This is a genomic window from Streptomyces sp. NPDC058697 (assembly GCF_042715345.1).
In the GTDB taxonomy this organism is placed as follows: Bacteria; Actinomycetota; Actinomycetes; order Streptomycetales; family Streptomycetaceae; genus Streptomyces; species Streptomyces liliifuscus.
The window spans coordinates 16801-33951 of record NZ_JBHXSU010000038.1 but is presented as its reverse complement, the minus strand read 5'-3'; the positions used below and the strand labels follow the sequence as shown (position 1 = coordinate 33951).

Below are 17151 nucleotides of genomic sequence, written 5' to 3'. Positions count from 1 at the left end.
CGGGTCTGTGGTCGGGCCGACCACGGGTCGGGCAGTTGCTTCGCGGACGGTGCGGGAAGAAGGCTGGACTGGCTGCGATCGGCGGCGCGTTCTCCGGCACGTTTCGCGTCGTGGCGGGTTCGATCCGCGACGCCCTCTTTGGAGATTCCGGGATGGATTGAGGCCCTCGTGGCGCGTCGGCCCCACCGCGCGGCCGGCCTTGAACGGGGGTGTCTGGTCCGCGTTGCGCAATCGGTGCGCAGCACCCTGCGCAGCCGTGCGCGGGGTGCTGCGCACCGGGCCGAGCGTCGTGCGCAATCGGCGTGTGCGTGTGAGTACGCACCGTGCGGGGCGCCCTCGGTTTCCGGCCGCGCAGCCGCAGTTCTGGTGGCGCAGTTGCCCGGTTCGTCCGGCGAGGTGCCGCTCGCCCGGAGGCCTTCCCGCGCGTACGCACCGCTGTGCCGGCCGCCCCGATCACCATGGGGTCCGCGTTTCGAAACGGACTCCGCGTGGTGCGAAATGTCGTGGTCGGGTCTGTGGTCGGGCCAACCACAGACCCGACCACGGCCTTTGTGTCCTCTTCGTGATCGTGGTCGGGCCTTCGTGGTCGGTGGTCGGGTCGGGGGCGGCCGGTTGCCTCGGGTCAGAAGCAACAACTTGCTCTGACCTGGGAGTTCGGAATGCCTCGTGCCAAGCAGTCACGGGAGGAGCAGGCGCCTCCTCCGACAGCTGCGGACGCCCGGCTGCAGCAGATGCGGCGCCGGGTCCACCTGGGCCGCCTGGGCGTGTGGACCGCGGTGGCGGCCGGGCCCATCGCACTGACCGTCGCCGTCGCCACCCCGGCGACCGTGGTCCGTGCCGCCCCCGCGACGAAGCCGACCACCGTGAAGACGACCGTGTCGGCCAACCCGTCCGGGTACGCCACGGTGTTCCTCGACGTGTGGCTGCGCAGCCGCGCAGGCCGGGAGACCAGTGCGCAGGCCCGGCTTGCGCAGTCGATGGGCCCGGACGTTGATCTTCCCGATCTGTCGGATGCGCAGCCCGGGCCGGAGTCGGTCGTGGCGGTGCGCAGTGCGCAGCGGACCGGCACGGCGTGGTCGGTGACGGTGGCTGCGCAGTACGCCGACGGCTCGGTGCGCTACTTCGCGGTGCCCGTCGTCGCCGACTCGGGTGGCGCCTCGTTCACCGTGTCCGGTGCCCCTGGGGCGGTGGCCGGCCCGGCACGCGCCGAGGCAGGGCAGTCGCCATACACAGTGACCGTCCCGACCGACGGCGATCTGTCGGCCACGGCTGGGGAGTTCCTCGCCGCCTATCTGACCGGGGCCGGCGAAGTCGACCGCTACCTCACTCCCGGGGTTCAGCTGTCGCCTGTCTCCCCCGCCCCGTACGAGACGCTCACCGTCCAGCAGGTCCTCGCCGCCGACCAGGAAGCGGCCGCCGAGTCCGTCCCCGCGGACGGGACCTTGGCGCGGGTGATAGCCCAGGTGGAAGCCCGCGACCGGGACGGGCGATGGCCGCTGGCGTACGAACTGACACTCAAGGCCCGCTCGGGACGCTGGGAAATCACCGCACTCCAGACCGGCACCACTGCCCAGGCGGGAGGCGACCGGTGAACACCGTGAACAGCCTGGTGCTCGCCGGGGAGTTGGACGAACTCGGCGACAGCTGGATCGACATGCTCATGGGGTGGGCGACCAAGGGCTTGCAAGCCGGGCTGCTCGTGCTCGTGGTCGTCATCATGATCCAGAAGTTCTCGTTGAAGGCCGGGATCGGCGCACTGATCCTGATGGTGATCGCGCTCGGCCTGTACAACTCCCGCAACGACCTGGCCAGCATGTTCGAGGACGAGGTCAAGAACCCGTCCAAAGGCGCGCCCGCCGCTCCCGGCATCGTCCAGGGTGGGCCAGCGGCCGGCCGTGAGCACTCCGCAGGTGTCGGAGGCCGGCTGTGAGCGCCGCCGCATCAATGCGGACAGGCCGCTTTTACACCGCGGCGCGCCGTCACCCGTGGGTGCTGGGCAAGGTGGCCGACTGGCGCATCCCGCTCGGCCCGTACACCCCCGCGCAGATCCTCCTTGCTGTCGTCGGCGGTTTCCTGCTGGTCAAGACGATTCCGTGGTGGTCGTGGATGGGGCCGGTCCCGATCGCCGCCTGGCTGCTGGCTATTTGGGCGGTGCGCCGTCAGAAGATCGGAGGCCGTGCCCCGCTCCCGGCGGCCCTGGGCTGGTTGCTGCTGTGCTGGCAGCCGCGCGGGGGCCGGATCGGCGGCCGGGCGGCCCGCGACCACGCCGCCCGCCCTCTGGTCGGCGGCTTCGTCATCGAGGGGCCTGCCCCGACAACGCGGGTTACCACGGCTCCGCGGTCGAAGGCGTCCGCCGCGCGTCCGCCACACCGGCAACCGGCACGGTCACGGCCGGGCCCTCGCCCGGCCGCGCCCGGGTCGGAGTCGGCGCGGCCGGTGTCGGGTGTTCAGCAGCTGCTCGCGCTCGCCGAACAGGCTGGGGGTGCGCGGTGAGGGTGCCGATCCGTCATATCGCCGGGCATCTGGTGTGGTCGACGTCCGGCAGCGTGTGGGCCCTCTACCGCCTCCACCCGGGCCCCGACGTGCAAGGCCGCACGGAGGAGACCGTGCAGGGCACCTATGTGCCGGCCGCTGTACGGGAGGAGCAGCTCGCCAAGATCACGCATCTGGTGCGGTCGCTGTCCGGGGCGCCGAGGCTGTTCGGCTGGTGCGCCCGGGTCGATCCGGGGGAGGTCGCGCTGCGCATGATCGAGGGCATCGAGCCCGCCGATGCGCCGCCGGGCCAGGCTCATCCGTGGGTGGAGAACGTCGAGGCCACGCTGGATCTGCTGGACGGGCAGGAGATGCACCGCCGCACCCTGTGGCTGGCCATCCCGCTGTCGACCGAGGGCGCCGGCTCGCAGATGACTGCTCAGTTCGGCGCGGTGTGGGCGGAGATCGCTCCGTCGCTGGGCATGCGGCCGGCGCCGGTAGCGCGCCGGGAGGTGACCGCATATCAGGAGCAAGCCTCCCGGGTGGAGGCCGCACTCGCCGGCGGCATCGCGTTCCGCCCTGCACGTCCGGCGGAGATCGTATGGATGATCCAGCACGCCCTGCACCGCGGTCTGGATGAGCCGCTGCTGGCCGAGGCCGAAAGCAGCGAGCTGTACGGCGGGCGGGTGCGCGAGGGGGTGCTGCACTCTCCCAGCTACGCCGATCTCGGGCAGGCCCGCCTCCAGGAGGGCGGCATCGACCCGGAACTCGACGACGTCGACGACCTCAAGAGCGCCGACCAGCTCACGCGGTCGGGACGCAAGGCCTGGTGGCGGATCAAAACTGCCTCTCCGCTGCGCCGGCGGTGGCTGCAGATCGAGTCCGACGCCGGCACCGGCTACCAGGCACAGTTGGCGCTCGCCGAGTGCCCTCCCTCGGTCAGCGCGGATGCCGCCGACCTGTTCGCGCAGCTGGAGAGGCTGGACTTCCCCGTCGACTACACCGTCGACCTTGCGCTGGTGCCTGCCGAGAAGGCGCGGGATCAGGTGCGACGCAAGCGGAACGAACTCGTCGACCAGGCCGACCAGTACGACGCCCGCCCCACCGGCATGCCGGCCTCGCTGACGGAGGCGGCCCGCGACCTGGGCGAGCTGGACGCCCGTCTGTCGCGCACGTCGGTCGAGGTCGAGGTGCAGTCGGTGACCGTACTGACGGTGTGGGGGCCGACCGCCGCGGTCTGCGACGCCCGCGCCCGGGCCCTGGCAGCCCTGCTCGGCGGCGCCGACTACCGCGCCGTACGCCCGGCAGGCCTTCAGGAGGCGCTGTTCCTGCTCGGGCTGCCGGGGACCGCACGGCCGGGTGTGGTGCGGGAGTTCACCCAGCATCAGGTCTCTGAGGACTGGGCCCTGGGCGGCGCCTTCAGTACCGGGGAGGTCGGCGACCCCAACGGCATGTTCCTCGGCCTCGACCTGGACTGCGGCACCACCCGCCCCGTCATGATCAACGTCGCGGACGCGCCGAAGCACGACGCCAGCGCCTCTTTGGGCATCGTCGGTGACCTGGGAGCCGGGAAGAGCGTCCTGCAGAAACTGATATCCGAGGCCGTGTGGGCACGCGGCGGCTGCGCGATCTGTATCGACCGCACGCCCGTACGCGAATGGGCCGCCTTCGCCCGCACCGCCGCCAAAGGCCGCGTCCAGATCATCGACGCCGCCCGGGCCGAGGTCTCGATCGACCCGCTGCGTATGTTCAACGGACCCGAAGGCCGCCACTACGCCCTGTCCTACCTCACCCTCCAGCTCGGTATCGGCCCCATGAGCACCAACGGCGAGGTCCTGCACCATGCCGTCGAACAGGCCGCCGCCAGCGAGCAGCCGTCCATGCGACGTGTACTTCAGGTCCTGGAGGAGATGGCCACGAGCGAGGTGGGCAAGCGGCAGGACGCGGCCGCCACCCTCGCTGGCCTCATCCGCGTGGTGGCCACCAACTCACTGGCGGCGATGGTGTTCGACTCCACTCTGCCGCCGGTGCGGCTGGACGCCTCCAGCACCTCCGACATGATCGTCATCACGACGGCCGGTCTGAAGCTGCCGCCCAAGGCCGCGTTCGACAATCCGGAGATCCTGCACCAGCAGCCGCTGGAAGCACTGATCGGGCGCGCCGTGCTGTATCTGATCGCTGCGATCGCCCGGCAGACCGCGTTCGAGGACCCCGCACGGTTCACCGCGGTGGTCGCGGACGAGCTGTACTGGCTCACCTCGTCGGCCGAGGGCACCGCCCTGGTCCACGAGATCCTCCACGACGGCCGTAAACACGGTGCGGGCCTGCTCGCCGCCAGTCATGACGCCGAGGAGCTCGGCCCCGACCGCGGACTGATGGCCTACCGGGCACTCGCCCGCACCGCCGACCGCGAACGCGCCCGCCGCGGCCTGGAGTTCGTCGGGCTCGACCCGAACGATCCAGAGCTGCTGCGGCTGGTGACCACCGGCCTGTCCCCCGTCGGGCAGAAGGGTCGCGAGGGCGAATTCCTGCTGGCCTGCCCACGGCAGAACACCGGCCGGGTCAAAGCCGTCATCCCCCGCATCGAGCGCATCACCACCTCCATCACCACCACACCGGGCCGCCGTACGGTCGCGCGTGCCTCCGGCGATCCCGACGCGGGGCGACCGAAGGAGCACGTCTCATGACCACGTCTCCTTTCTCCTCGTCCCGCTGCCGGCGCATCGCCGCCGTGGCGAGCGCCCTGATGTTGATAGCCGTGCCGACCACCCTGCTCGCCCTGGTGGTGGGGGCAAGCATGCCGGAGTCGTGGTGGCCGCGCACCGGACAAGCCTTCGCCGCCGACACTCACTCCGGTTCCACGCCCCCGGATCCATGCGAACTGATCGCGGGCCCGGCCAAGAAGTACTGCGAACGCGGCACCAGCTCCACTACTTCCTCGGCGCACCAGGCCCACCGCGACGGCGCCAACGCGGCATGGATGGCCGTTCCGGCCGTTGCAGGACTGGCTGCCCTCGTCGTGTGGCGGCGCCGGGGCGCTGCCGGACACGGGCGGCACTGAATGTGGCGCCCGGACCGCACGACGCTCCGCTCGGCCGGTGTCGTCGTCCTGCTCGCCGGCGTCTTCGTCCTGGTCAACAGCCAGGTCGTGTACGCGGCGAGCAACGGCAGTGAGACCGGTGACCTCCTCGCACCGCTGAACATCACCTCCTCCGAGGGGGTGGCGATCAACGGCTACGAGCTCAACTCCGAAGGCGGTTCCATCGTCGCCTTCAAGACGCAGGCCCTCGCCTTCGCTCTTGGAGGCTTGTTCACCCTCATCCGGCTCCTGGTCGGCCTGGCCGGGTGGGCCATCGAGGTGGCCTTCCGGTTCCCGCTGCTGAAGCTCCTCACCGCTCCGGCCCAGAAGGTCGCCGACGCCTACAACAACGTGGTCGTCGACGCCCTCGGGCTGAAGGGGCTCCTGCTGGCCTGGGGTTTCGTTTTCGCCGGATTCATGATCGTGCGCGGCCGCGTCGGCCGCGGTCTCGGCGAGATCTTCCTGACCCTGCTGATCGCGGCATTCGCCGCGTCCGCATTTGTCCGCCCCGACTATCTGCTTACCCAGGACGGACCTGTGGGGCAGTCCCAGCAGGTGGCTGCCGAGGTCGCCAAGGAGAGCGTCAACGCCTACGACTGGGGCGGCAAACTTGCCAGCCGCGGCCCCTGCGACGGCATGGCCGGCATGCAGGAGATCAAGTGCCAGGAACGGGAGAACGAAGCCCCGGTCTCCTCCACGGACGTGGCCCGCGCGCTCCAGGACTCGATCACCAACGCACTGATCGTGAAGCCTTACATGCTGCTGCAGTACGGGCGCATCCTCGACCCGGCCAAGACTGCCGACCGCCAGGCCTATGCCATCCACCTGAAGTGGGTCGTCGGCGGCTACAAGGCCGACACCGAGAACCAGGACAAGAACGACCCCTGCGAGAAGATCGCCGGCCCCGGGAAGGCGTACTGCGAGCGCGGCAACGACAACGACGACACCTGCAGGCTGCTCAAGGGCGAGGCGAAGAGGCAGTGTGAGCGCGAGGACGACGGCGGTCTGCCGTCGTTGACTCCTGGCGGCGAACTGCTGGACGCCGTCGCTCCGGTCGTCACCGAAGAGGACCAGGAATTCGCCGCGTTCCTCGCCGACTTGAAGAAGGCCGGCCCGGTCGGCAAGGCCTGCGCTGAGTACGCCGCACAGCCCACCTGGTGGCGGGTCGGCGGCGCCGTCCTGCTGCTGATCGGCGCACTGTTCATCTGCGGCATGCTGCTGTCCTCGGCAATCGTCCTGCTCGGCACCCAGGGCATCTGCGCCGCGGCCGCGGCTGTCGGCGGCGTTACGTTCGTCGCCGCGATGCTGCCCGGGCCCCCACGTCAGTCGGTGTGGAGGTGGCTGTCGATCTGGGGTATCGCGATCCTCGCCATGGTCGGTGTCTGCGCGTTCGTGCCGTTCTTCGGCATTGCCGTCGACGCCACGATCACCGATGGCCCGGACCTGATGGTGGAGCGGATCCTGCTGATCGACGTGCTGGCCGTCGCCGGCGCGGCCGGGCACCGCAGACTGCTGACCGGTATCACCTCCTTCGGCCGACGCATGGCCATGCGGATGCGCTACGCCAAGGTCGGCGGGACCCACATGCCCGGCGACACCAGCGAGCTCGGCGCCGCGCTCGCCATGAACTCCCCTGCCTCGATGGGCGGTTACGGCGGCTCACTGCGCGCCTTCACCGGCGGCGGTGGCGGCCGGTACGGACTGCTTGGTACCCGCCAGCGCCTCATGGGCGCCCTCAGCTCCCTCGTCGACGGCGCCGGCATGCCAATCGACACCGGCGGGGTTCTCGCCGACGCCGGCGCCGAAGCCGGGCGCGGATTGGCTCCGCTCACCGCGGCCGCGGCCGTAGGCGGGCTGGGAGCACGGGTCGGCGCGAAGGGCGCGCACTGGCTGCTGATCGGCCGTCGGCCGGACAAGGAGCAACTGGCCAAGTGGCAGAAGCCGACCGGGGTCGACGGTGAGGGTGGCGCCGTGGGCGGCGGTGACGGCGAGGGTGAGGGCGGTCGTCTCCGGCGCGGTGGCCCGCGGGACCGCTACCGCGATGAGGAAGGCCAGGTCGTCGACCGCAATACCGGTGAGGTACTGCATGACCAGAACACCGACCGCACCCTGCTGTCCACACGAGCCCACAACCGGCTGGTCCGCTTCCGCGGCTACCGCATCCTCAACCGGAGCGGCCGGACCGCCTACGGAGCGACGGCTGGTCTGCCGGCCAACGTGCGCCGGGCCGGGCAGAACGGCTCGCGCTACACCCAGGACGCCCGCCAGCAGGTTCAGGTGTGGCGCAACACCATGCGCGAGGACCGCCGGGCCTGGGGAGACGTGGGGCGGCACACCGCCCAGGTGATGCGAGACCACAACGACGACCGCGGCGAAATAGCCTTCCGCAGCCGCCGCCTGCCCACCGGTAGCACGACGACACGGCCGGGCACGACCGGTACGCAGCGCTCCGCGCCGACATCGCCCGCTCCGCCGCAGCGGCAGACGAACACTCCCTCCGAGTCGCGCCGCCGGATCCTGGACGCACTCGGCCAGGGGCACGACGACGGTTCGCGGCCGCGTCCGACGGACGGCACGGACGGACCCCGTGACGGTGGTGATGGCGAGTGAGGCACCGTCGTGGCCGGATGGCCAAGTGGGGCTGCGTGGTGGTGATGCTGCTGTTCGCCGCCGTGTGCTGTGCCGCACCGGTGGGGAACGCGATCAGTGCGTACGTCGCGCTGAAGACAGCCGCTCAGGAGGACGGCGGGATCGCCGAGGGCGGCAGTGCGGCGGACATCCCGGCACGGATGCTGGCCGCCTACAAGAAGGCCGTCCAGCAGGTCGGCAAGCATGAGCCGAAGTGCCGCGGCATGCGCTGGCCAGTCCTCGCTGGAATCGCCAAGGTCGAGTCCAACCACGCGGTGGGCCGCAACATCGCCGACAACGGAGACATCCGCCCGAAGATCTACGGAGTGCTCCTCAACGGTTCCGGCCTCGGTGGCAACACCACGTCCTTCCCGGACACCGACGGCGGAAAGTGGGACGGCAATTCTCAAGGCGAACGCGCTGTCGGCCCCTTCCAGTTCCTGCCCTCCACCTGGGAAGGCGTCTGGAAAGGCGCAGGCGGTGCCGAGGTTGCCGACCCCCACAACGCCGACGACGCCGCGCTCGGCGCCGCGAAATACCTGTGCGGCAACGGCCGGAACCTGACCAAGCGCGCCCAGCTCAAGGCCGCGATCCTTCAGTACAACCATTCAGGTGAGTACGTCGCCAACGTGCTCGGGTGGATCGACCAGTACACGGCGGCCGCCAAAGGCCCGAACTTGAAGAACGTGTCCGGGAAAGTCCGCACCGTCATCGAGGCGGCGCTCTCCCAGCGAGGCGTGCCCTACTCGTGGGGTGGTGGCAACTCGAACGGCAAGTCGACCGGGTCCTGCTGCTCGCCGAGCGGGAAGAGCGGCACGGGGGTCAAGGGCTTCGACTGCTCGGGGCTGACCCAGTACGCATACGCGAGGGCTGGCGTCAGACTGCCGCGCGTCGCGTCCGCCCAGGCCGGAGTCGGCCAGCGGATCCCGGCCAGCGTCGGCACGCTCGCGCTCAAGCCCGGTGACCTCGTTTTCTTTGCCACAGCTCCTGGACGCGACGCGGCGATCTACCACGTGGGCATCTACCTGGGCAGCGGGCAGATGGTCAACGCCCCCAAACCGGGGACGGTGGTGCGCCTGGACGGTGTGAACACCATGTCCGGCTTCGCGGGGGGAGCGAGGCTCCTGTGACCGCTTCTCCGGCGCGATCGTCGCGGCTGCTGATCGGGAGCGCCGTCCTCCTCGCCGTCGCGGGCATCGTCTTGCTGGTCGTACCGCACGGCCAGGAGTCACCGGCTCCTGAGACGTCGTCCACCGTGACCGCAGATCAGTCCGCTGCGGCCTCATTGCCTTCTGAGGACAAGTCAGCCGCCGCTGCGTCTGTCTCCGCCTCGCCCGCCGTACCGACACCGTCGGTCCTCGAGTCCGCTCTGCCGCCGCACGGCGAAGGCGTGCGCGGGGACATGGCTGTCCAGCAGTCGCTGGAGGCAGCATGGCCATCGGACCTTCCCGACGCCGACGAGCGGCAGTTGCTCACCGCCGGCCGGGCGCTGCTGCGCGCGGACGCCACAGGAGTCGGCCGGACGAAGTGGCCGGACGTCTTCCCCGACACGGACCAGGCGGTGGCCCCGGCATTCGCCACCGTTGGCTTCCGGATCCAGGCGGCGATCGCCCGCCGCGACGGCAGCCCGGACAAAGCGGTGGTCCATCTGGTGTGGGCCGGCACGGACCGCGGCGGTACGTACACCGACCTCCGTATCACCGATCTGTTCTTCACTCTCAGGCTCTGGTCCACTTGTTGTGGAGCCGTGACGCTCGGTCACGCCAACAGGACTCGCTTGCGGAGGAGTTCGAATCCTGCGCGGCCGAACATCTGGCGCTTGAGCATCCTGATTCGGTTGACATGGCCCTCCACGACGCCGGAGTTCCAGGGCAGCGTGAGGCCGGCGATGACGGCGTCGAGGTCGCGTTCGAGGTGCTGGGCAAACCGGCTGAGGCTGGGCAGGTCGGTGGCTGCGCGAGCGGACTCGATCCACTCCGGCAGTTGCTCGCCCTCCAGCTCGGTGACCATGTGGGCGAAGGAGCGGACGTGCTCGGTGAGTGCTGTCAGCTCAGGGCAGTTGGCCAGGACCGCCTTGAGCTGGAGCCGGTCGCGTTCGGTGAGGGCGTCGGGGTGAGTGAGTATCCAGCGGGCGACGGCGCGGGCTGACGGCGGCCGGGGCCCGATGGGCTGGGGCTTGCCCCGCAGAGTCTTCCTGATGTAGTCGCGGACGCTGCTGTAACCGTCGGAGTAGCCCTGTTCGCGGATCTCCTCCCATAACTTCCAGGCGTTGGTGCAGCCGTCCTGCCAGCGTTGGTCGAGGTAGGGCTTGAAGGCATCGAGCCTGGTCGCACGGTTCTGCCACTGGCCGGTGAACAGTTGCTCCGGGGTGGTGGCGCGGGAGAAGCGCATGATGGTGTTGAGGCCCATGCCGAGTTGTCGGGCCACGGACCGTTTGCTGTGTCCGGCGGCCAGGAGTGCGTGAACGGTCGCGTGCTTGGCACGGGTTCGTTCGGCGAACCGGTGGCCCGTCGGCCAGGGCGACGACATCGCTGGCTCCGCCTCCTCCTGCTGTGGTTCGTCCGGCGGTGCCGACATGGGGCGCAGGCAGCCGCGGTGCCGGTAGACGCACTTCTCTGCGGCTTCGCCCAGGTTGCGCCAGAGGTGCCACCGGTCGGCAACCTGGAGGGCTTGCGGGGCGCCACGGGTCGCGCCGTCAGCGAAAGAAGGTGCACGGTCGCGGCAAATGATCTCGATGCCGGGCCGCTTGGCGAGCCAGACCGCGAGGGTGTCCGCCTCCCGGTCCGGCAGGAGGGCGATGGGGCGACGTGTTTCGACGTCGACCAGTACGGTTCCGTAGATTCGGCCCTTGCGCTGGGCGTACTCGTCAACGCCGACCACGCGGGGTGTGACGGTGGGCGGTTCCGGGAGCGAAGTGATCAGTCTCAGCAGGGTGTTCCGGCTGACCGGGGCTCCGAAGGTGTCCGCCATCCGGGCCCCGGCCCGGCCCGCGAGCGCGAGGCCGACCGAGACGAGGGCCGATCGCAACCGTTCCGTTCGTCGGCCGAACCGGCGGGTGAGCCCCGGTATCTGCTCGACGAAAGTCCTGCGCGGGCAGGACTCCTCCGAGCAGACGAACCGCCGCACTCTCAACGCCACCACAACGAACTTGCCTGCCGTTGGCAGATCACGAGGAAACCGCAGGTAGGAACCGTGTATTCGCCCTGACCGGCACCCGCACTCCGGGCAAGCCGCCTGCCGGACCGTGCTCTGGGCCTCGATCCGGACGACCGTGTCGGTCACCTCGACCGACTCCATTTCTACGTTCTCCAGCGAGGAGAACAGCAACTCTTCGAGCTGCGGCCGTACTTCGTCCACGGCACAGAACTGTCGGCCACGTTGTCCACCGGTCGGGCGATTTTTCAGGCGACCTCAGCCATCATCACGAGAAGATCAACAGTCACTCAGCGTACGCAACCACAACAAGTGGACCAGAGCCCGTTGAGGGCTACGCAGCCAGTTGCTGATGGACGTGCTCGGCAGTCTGAAGATGCCCGGCTCCTGGTTCCAGGTCTGGTGCAAGAGCGTGGCGCTGCAGAACGCCAACCGCGCGGACGACCAGATCCGGCCCGCAGCCCGCGGCTTCGTGAAGACCAACCAGCGTGATCTCCAAGCCCGGTGCAACCTGTCGGCGGCCTCCGTCAACGAGGCCAGCCAGTTCTTCACCCACGTCGGCTGGATGCGCAGTCCGAAGCGCGGCATCCTGCAGCTGAACCCGTGGCTCACGGTGGCCGGCACCTCTGGCGAGCAGGAGAAGTGGCAGAAGCTCTGGAACGACGCCAAGGCCCCAGCCTGCATCATTCCGCACCCCAACTACCCCACCGAGTGGCGCGAGGCTCGGGCAGCGGAGAAGAAGGCCATCGAGGCCGCCCGCCGCAAGGAGAAGGTCGTCACGCTTCGGCAGCGGCGGCCCGTACGCAAGCAGGCGAGCGCATGACCTCGCACGGCATATCCTCAGTACAGCGTCGACCTGATCGGAAGTGGTGAGGCTCCGTGAGCAGCTCTTACGTCCCTGGCCCTCCGTCCGAGGCACCCGTTGCGATCCCCCGGAGCGTCCTGCGCCTCCTGGCCCTGGTCGACATCTCCACCGCCGGCCGCCGCGTCCTCGACGAGCTGCTGTACCTGAGCGATCCGGACACCGGCACCGCCGAGATCAGCCAGAACGAGATGTGCACCGAGCTGGGCGCCAGCAAGCCGACTGTGAACCGAGGCTTCAAGGAGCTCCGCGAGTGCGGACTCGCCTGGAGCCTGCAGGACGGCCTCTACCAACTCCACCCCCTGCTGACCGGCGGGAAGGTCTCCTCCCCTGTCATGCCTGTCCCCGAGATCAAGGCCGCCGAACCCGAGCGCTTCACGGAGCAGCGACGTGCCCGGTTCGCCGCACAGATGGCCAACCTCGCCGCTACCGGGTGAACAACCCACCAGAGCCCTCACGGACTGTGAAGCACGCGCACGCCCCACTTGAGTTCGCCGGTGAGCCCCCGGGACTTCGTCGTGCTCTCCGTCAGCCTTGTCCGCGTGGTACGAGACTGGGGTGAACCGGCGGGGCGGACGGCGCTTCGGGTTCGGCAGCGCGGGACCAGCCTTGGGCGTGCATGGTCTCGGTTTCCCAGTCCTCGAACAGCTTCTGGAGGATCTTGGGATCGCGGTCGGGGTCGCGATGCCAGCTGATGAACGCGCGGGCGGCGGGGCTGTCGGCGTCGCAGGCCGGGCACAGCTCCATCCACACGCCGGTCCCCCATGGACCGTGCCAGTCCAGCATGAGGCCGCCTCCGCAGCGGGAACACGGCGGCCGGGCCGGCTTCTCTCGTTCGTCTTCGGCGTCCCTGCTGCGCATGGCGTCCATGTGGGCGAGGTCGACGTCGCTGTAGTCGTCGAGGCTGCCGTCGATGTTGCTCATGCGGTAGAACGACCCGTCGGCGTACGCCAGGTAGCGCCAGGAGAACTCCATACAAGCCCTGTTCTTTCGGGGTGGACTGCGCGAATGGCCACGATCCGCCCGCCCGTTGATCAGCGTCAAGACGTATGCACGAGAGAACCCGTGGCCGGAACAACGCGGGTGGGCGGCTGAAAGGGCTGCCCCGCGGGCGAGGCGAGACGCGGGGGCAGCCTGCGCAGTGCTCGATTGACGGGGCGAGCCCGGCCGCGCTCACACGGCTGGGGCTCCACTGGCTTTCTGTCGAGCGTCCCGCTGAACCTGCAGGCTGTCATCACCAAGCCAGTGCCGTCACCCGCACCGGTAGCACTAGGTAAACCGGCTCGTTCTGGAGGACCAGAACAACCCGAGGCATTGAATGCTGCCGCACCCGTGCGACGAACAGCGCAAGCCGGTAGCACTAGGTAAACCGGGTTGTTCTGGAGGACCAGAACAACCCGTGCCCGGGATCCCGCGGTTGAGCGCGACTCTGACCTGCGACGGCGCTGAAGCCGTCGCGCCTACCTGGAAAGACGTGCCGTCAGGCTCGTGACATCGCACTCCTCAGGCACCTGAAGGTGCTGCTTGCGCGGTCGAGGGAGCAGCGGGCCCGGCCCGCTGGCGAGCAGCCCCCTGTTGCGCAGGGTCTGGGCGCGGCTGCGGCACCAGGAGGAGCAGAACTCCCGGCGTCGGCCGCCGGATTCCGGACAGCGGTGGGTACAGACCGGGCAGTGGCCGGGAGCGGCGACGGGTGCCAGGCGCTCAAGGAGACGGCGCACCTGGTCTTCCTCGTCTGGGCCGTGCGGCACGGCGTCCGCGGTGCAGCCTTCGAGGAGCTCGGCGAAGGCGGTCCGGAAAACAGGCAGCTCGCGGCGGCAGGACCCGAGCAGTTCGAGGTACTCCTCCACCGGCCAGGTGGCGAGCGTGCCGGAGCGCGTGAGGTACAGGCCGAGGGTGTCGATGCGGTACCGGTCGTCGGTGTCGAGCAGCACATAGCCGGTCAGCTGCCACGCCTCGGCCTGGCGGATCGTGCGGGTGTGCCGGGTGCTTTTGAAGTCGAGCAGCAGTCCGTCGACGCAGAGGTCGGCGTCCGCGGTGATCCGGTCGGTCGGGAACGTCGGGCCGGGCGTGCAGTCCTCGGGCCGGGTACGGGTCCGCAGGGAGTCCAGGGGGCCGCTGGCGGCGTTGTAGAGCTGGGCGACGACGTCGGCCACCATGTCGCGGTGCGGCAGCTCAAGGAGCCGCTCAAGCGTGAAAGCGGCGAAGTCCTCGCGCGCGGTGATGGCCAGCGGTGTGTACCCGAAGCCCATCGAGGTGCGGTAGTTGACCTGGTACCAGGCAGTGGCGAGCAACAGCCGGGCCAGGTCCTCCTCTTCGTCGTGGGCGCGGTCCATCGGCAGCCCGCGGTTGTCGAGCTGGAGCGCCAGGACCGTCTCGTGCAGCCGCGCGGCGAGATCCTGACCGACCTCGTGCATGCGCTTGAATGCCTTGGATGTGTGGGTGCCGGTGAGCAGGATGCCCGCGCTCGCGACCGGGTCGACCGGCTCGGCCGCAGTGAACGCCAAGCGCAGCCGGTAGTCGACCGCCGTGCCCACGGTGCCGGCCTCGGCGCCGACGCCGAGGCCGGGCAGGACCATGTGCTCGCCCTGGTACCGGGCGCGGAAGTTCTTGCGGAGAGGGTGTGCGCCGGCTGACAGCTCGCGGTCGAGGAACCGGCGCAGCGGAGTGCGCGGACAGTGGATTCCGGAGGTCAGGCTCATGAGCTCACCGCCGAGGGGCAACGAGCGCCGTCATGGCGCGCGGGAATCGTCATGAACCAGGACGGTAGGCATCAGGACTGACAATCTGTCACCCGCAAGGAGTAGCCACCCGGACCGGCGGGCCTGGAGTTCACCCGTGCGTGTGACGACCGGTGGGCAGCGATGACGGACGTGGCGGGCGGATACGTGGTGCTGGACGGAATCCGCCTCGCCCTATCACGGGCCCCGTGCCAGATGCGGCGTGGCCTCGTTGGGCAGCCCGTGACGACGATCGCGCTCGCCGACGCGGTTCTCCGGGACGCGGCCAGGCTCCTTCAGGCGTACGAGGCCGGGCAGTGGGTGCCGGAGCAGGCCGAACGGGAGCTCGCCGAGGACCTCGCCCTCGGCCAGTGGAGCGGACCGTTCGTCCGCGCCTCACTGCGCGACATCCCGCCGACCGTGCAGTCCGGCCGGCTCATCGACGTACTCGCCCCGGCTTGCGAGGTCCTGGACCAGGCCGACGCCGACGAGGACGTCGTACGCCAGCTGCGCGTCCTGTTCGACGCGCTGACACCGGACATCTGAACCGCCCGATCGCCAGCGGCAGCCCCAGGCACGATCCGACCGAACCTGACCCGGTCCTGGGCCTTTACGTGTGTCGGCTCAGCCTTGTACGGCAGGGCTCTGGACGTGTCCCGTGCGGTCACTTGCCGGGGCGCGGGCTGACTCTCTGGGCCGCCTTCGCCTCGGCCGCCAGGACCGCGCGTGCCGATTCCGCCTGCTCCAGCAGGGAATCCCAGGGTTCCCAGTCTTCCGGGGCCGCCCGGTCCTCTTTGACCGCCATCCTGACCAGATGTTCGGCCACCGGCTCGATCGCGGTCCGCAGGCCCGCCACGGCGTCCTCGACCGTCGGGGGTCCCAGGAGGTGGACGCGTTCCATCGGGCGCTTCAGATCGGCTGTGATGCGGCCGGTCCGGGCGGCGATGACGTCGCTGAATTCGGCGCCTGCGCGCTGTTCCGCTTCGCCGTACAGCTGGTGTTCCCAGTCTCCGGCGAGGTCGGTGAGTCTCCGCACGGCGGCGTCCCAGGCGTCGAGGAGCGCGAGGTAGGCCTCCTGCCTCTGCCCGCGCTGCCATTGCCCGTGTTCCACGTCGGCCTGGTCGGTGGTCTGGCGGCGGCTGCCGTAGTAGCCGCCTGCGAGGGCGAACACGCCTGCTGCGACGGCGGCGACGACGGCCGCCCATGCTTCGTTCACGCGGACCATCGTCCTGCCGAAGGCCCTCATGGTCCATGCCCGCCGTCTTGAGTGACCGGGCTGGACCCGCACCGAGCCGATGGACGGTCAGCCTGAGAACGGCAGGCCGTCTGAGGGCCCTCCCGGGGCAAGGAAGCGAGCGCCCATGTTGTCCATGGGGCTGAAGTAGACCATCGCTGTGAACCAGGCAGCGGCCTTGCGCGGGTGTTTGAGCCGCAGCAAGTTGGCGTAGGCGTACACCAGTCGGTGAGCGGGCCGGTTGTCGATCTCCCCGTAGGGCAGGACGTCGCGGAAAGGGTAGGGCAGCGACTGCTGCAGGACACACGCACCCGCGGCGGCCCAGGACAGGCCGGCGTCCAGGTCCCCGCGGACCAGGTCCGCGTCGCTCTCCGCGTCGTTGGGGTCGAACTCGTCGTCCTGGTCGGCGAGATCGGCGAGTTCGTAGGCGACGGTGGTGTACGCGTCCAGATCGCGCGGGTGCAGCCGGCGGCTCCCGATCGTCACGCAGCCCTTCTCAGACGCGGCGTCATACGCCTCGTCGGTCTCCTCATCCGGCATCCAGACCCGTTCCATCGCCCATACCGGGCGCGGCGGCAACTTCGCGATCTTCCGCTCCAGCCGGGACAGCCCGTCCGGCTCGTCTTCGTACTCGGCGTAGTGAGCTGCCGAGTCGAACATGTGGAACTCGGGGTCCTGCATCCACGCCAGCAGTGGCCGGTCCAGCTTCGTCAGCGCCTCCACCGCAAGGCCTTCTGGTTTCAGCCACGGCATCACGCCCTCCAGCGCGGCCTTCTGCGTCTTGAGATCCAGCCCCACGCTCATGCTCATAGCCCGAGTATCCAGCGCGGGGCGCCACCGTACCCGGGCCTTTGCCCGATCTACGATGCGACGACGTCCCGGCCCTAGCAGGCGGGAGAGGCTTCTTCGGCGGCATGCACCGAAGATGGTCCACCTCACTGACATCCCTGGCCCGCCAGGGTTCCGCCACTGGGGAAAACCCGTGCACCAGGGCCCTGTTGGGGGC

Annotated in this window: 15 protein-coding genes; 10 read left to right on the top strand and 5 right to left on the bottom strand. The window is 69.8% G+C overall.

Annotated features, from left to right (window positions below; genetic code table 11):
• Positions 1 to 659 precede the first annotated feature (659 nt).
• The 7 genes from ACFWXQ_RS43920 to ACFWXQ_RS43890 are packed head-to-tail and all read left to right on the top strand — an operon-like array spanning position 660 to position 9309.
• Positions 660 to 1592 (top strand): conjugal transfer protein, encoded by a 933-nt coding sequence (locus ACFWXQ_RS43920; RefSeq protein ID WP_383940811.1) that lies wholly within the window; start codon positions 660 to 662, stop codon positions 1590 to 1592.
• Positions 1589 to 1930 carry a hypothetical protein gene (locus ACFWXQ_RS43915; RefSeq protein ID WP_383940814.1) on the top strand — a complete coding sequence of 114 codons (342 nt, stop codon included), beginning with the start codon at positions 1589 to 1591 and terminating at the stop codon, positions 1928 to 1930. Before ACFWXQ_RS43920 ends, ACFWXQ_RS43915 begins: the two co-directional genes overlap by 4 nt.
• A complete protein-coding gene (locus ACFWXQ_RS43910) occupies positions 1927 to 2493 on the top strand; it encodes a hypothetical protein (RefSeq protein ID WP_383940816.1) in 567 nt (188 codons plus the stop codon). Before ACFWXQ_RS43915 ends, ACFWXQ_RS43910 begins: the two co-directional genes overlap by 4 nt.
• A complete protein-coding gene (locus tag ACFWXQ_RS43905) occupies positions 2490 to 5159 on the top strand; it encodes an ATP-binding protein (protein WP_383940819.1) in 2670 nt (889 codons plus the stop codon). Before ACFWXQ_RS43910 ends, ACFWXQ_RS43905 begins: the two co-directional genes overlap by 4 nt.
• The gene (locus tag ACFWXQ_RS43900; protein ID WP_383940822.1) at positions 5156 to 5533 is read left to right on the top strand and encodes a hypothetical protein; all 378 of its coding nucleotides are present in this window, start codon (positions 5156 to 5158) and stop codon (positions 5531 to 5533) included. Before ACFWXQ_RS43905 ends, ACFWXQ_RS43900 begins: the two co-directional genes overlap by 4 nt.
• The gene (locus tag ACFWXQ_RS43895) at positions 5534 to 8161 is read left to right on the top strand and encodes a hypothetical protein (protein ID WP_383940824.1); all 2628 of its coding nucleotides are present in this window, start codon (positions 5534 to 5536) and stop codon (positions 8159 to 8161) included.
• A complete protein-coding gene (locus ACFWXQ_RS43890) occupies positions 8158 to 9309 on the top strand; it encodes a C40 family peptidase (RefSeq protein ID WP_383940826.1) in 1152 nt (383 codons plus the stop codon). The genes ACFWXQ_RS43895 and ACFWXQ_RS43890 overlap by 4 nt, the downstream gene beginning before the upstream one ends.
• Positions 9310 to 9937: 628 nt before the next feature.
• On the opposite strand, the gene ACFWXQ_RS43885 is transcribed toward ACFWXQ_RS43890, so the two are convergent.
• Positions 9938 to 11536, bottom strand: a complete 1599-nt coding sequence (locus ACFWXQ_RS43885) for an ISL3 family transposase (RefSeq protein WP_383956571.1) — start codon at positions 11534 to 11536, stop codon at positions 9938 to 9940.
• 148 nt (positions 11537 to 11684) lie between these two features.
• Between ACFWXQ_RS43885 and ACFWXQ_RS43880 the strand changes: the two genes are divergently transcribed.
• Positions 11685 to 12155 carry a hypothetical protein gene (locus ACFWXQ_RS43880; protein ID WP_383956574.1) on the top strand — a complete coding sequence of 157 codons (471 nt, stop codon included), beginning with the start codon at positions 11685 to 11687 and terminating at the stop codon, positions 12153 to 12155.
• A gap of 56 nt (positions 12156 to 12211) precedes the next feature.
• Positions 12212 to 12631, top strand: coding sequence for a hypothetical protein (locus ACFWXQ_RS43875; protein ID WP_383956577.1), 420 nt, complete (start codon positions 12212 to 12214; stop codon positions 12629 to 12631).
• Between the two features lie 91 nt (positions 12632 to 12722).
• Here the strand turns inward: ACFWXQ_RS43875 and ACFWXQ_RS43870 are convergent, their stop codons facing one another.
• Together ACFWXQ_RS43870 and ACFWXQ_RS43865 are read right to left on the bottom strand one after the other, a co-directional pair.
• A complete protein-coding gene (locus tag ACFWXQ_RS43870) occupies positions 12723 to 13169 on the bottom strand; it encodes a DUF6300 family protein (RefSeq protein WP_383956579.1) in 447 nt (148 codons plus the stop codon).
• A gap of 485 nt (positions 13170 to 13654) precedes the next feature.
• Positions 13655 to 14893, bottom strand: coding sequence for a hypothetical protein (locus ACFWXQ_RS43865; RefSeq protein WP_386270326.1), 1239 nt, complete (start codon positions 14891 to 14893; stop codon positions 13655 to 13657).
• A gap of 162 nt (positions 14894 to 15055) precedes the next feature.
• Between ACFWXQ_RS43865 and ACFWXQ_RS43860 the strand changes: the two genes are divergently transcribed.
• Positions 15056 to 15457, top strand: coding sequence for a hypothetical protein (locus tag ACFWXQ_RS43860; RefSeq protein ID WP_383956947.1), 402 nt, complete (start codon positions 15056 to 15058; stop codon positions 15455 to 15457).
• A gap of 118 nt (positions 15458 to 15575) precedes the next feature.
• Here the strand turns inward: ACFWXQ_RS43860 and ACFWXQ_RS43855 are convergent, their stop codons facing one another.
• Positions 15576 to 16127: a hypothetical protein gene (locus ACFWXQ_RS43855; protein ID WP_383956944.1), complete on the bottom strand. Its 552-nt coding sequence runs from the start codon at positions 16125 to 16127 to the stop codon at positions 15576 to 15578.
• A gap of 87 nt (positions 16128 to 16214) precedes the next feature.
• Positions 16215 to 16955: a hypothetical protein gene (locus ACFWXQ_RS43850; protein WP_383956941.1), complete on the bottom strand. Its 741-nt coding sequence runs from the start codon at positions 16953 to 16955 to the stop codon at positions 16215 to 16217.
• Positions 16956 to 17151: the final 196 nt, after the last annotated feature.